This is a genomic window from Salinicola sp. (assembly GCF_982684285.1).
Genome location: NZ_CEXLVS010000519.1, coordinates 1 through 1,106 on the forward strand (window position 1 = coordinate 1; position 1,106 = coordinate 1,106).

At 37.4% G+C, this 1,106-nt stretch carries 1 protein-coding gene; it reads left to right on the forward strand.

The features are described from left to right. The first annotated feature begins 155 nt into the window (after positions 1–155). Positions 156–1,037 carry a pentapeptide repeat-containing protein gene (locus tag AC3AYF_RS21610; protein ID WP_487780520.1) on the forward strand — a complete coding sequence of 294 codons (882 nt, stop codon included), beginning with the start codon at positions 156–158 and terminating at the stop codon, positions 1,035–1,037. The last annotated feature ends 69 nt before the right edge of the window (positions 1,038–1,106 follow it).

The following is a 1,106-nucleotide window of genomic DNA, read 5'->3' on the forward strand; positions in this document are numbered from 1 at the left end:
ACGTTGGCCTACAGACAATCCAGCCAGTAATTGATTCGGAATATCATTTACCACCATCAAGGTATTCTGTATTGACTGCTGAATAAGCATTACACACCCACTTTCATTAACACAGTGCTAGTATAACAAGCTCTTAGCTCGCTTAGATGAAGCATATGGAAAATAAAAATATACTTTGGTACAGTCGTTGTGATGGGGTCATTAAAGGCCCATTTACAGGTGCGATCATAAGGAAAAATCTTATTATTGGCCGCCTTTCTATGCACCATGAAGTTAGTCATGATCAGAAAAACTGGCAACAACTGCAATTCCTAACAAGTTTACACCCCGATGTTAGTGGCCAGGTTATGGAAAAGACTAAAATAAATTTAGATGAACGTAATGGTTATGACCGACGAGATTTAGATACAAGTGAAACAAAAAATCCTGAAAATCTAAGAGAAGGCACAGAACGCCGTCTTCCTGAAAATGAAAGGACCCTTCATCGACGCCAACTTCACACTCAATTATTAAAAAAGATTCGTGATAAACATCAACAGATTTTGTTACCTTTTCTTGTTGTTTTTCTAAGTTTAATTATTATTGCAGTAATTGCAATCTTATCACCTCAACAACAGCCCAAGCCTTTAGCTGACTGCTCTAGCCATGCTACTCCTCATGTAAATTGGAGTAATTGCTTAAAACCTAATATCAATTTACATGGAAAAGATTTAACAAATGCACGGCTAGCAAATAGTCACCTTGCAGGCGCTAACTTTACACAAGCACTGTTAAATTATGCCGATCTGAGTTATGATGATTTACAACGTTCTATACTTAATGGCACGCAATTAAATCATGCCAACCTGATGGGAGCTAACCTTAAAAATGCGAACTTAAACAATGCCAATCTAAGTAATGCCAATTTATCATATGCAGATTTAACGGGAGCCAACTTAATAGGCAGCAATTTAGATAATGCACGATTTGATCATGCTATTTGGACCTCGGGACAACGCTGTGCACCACAATCCATTGGAAAATGTATTATTCGCTAATCTTCTTTAGTTGGTGATCATGTATTCGACTCAATGAGCATTGTGCAAAAATACTGCCCAGTAATGCTA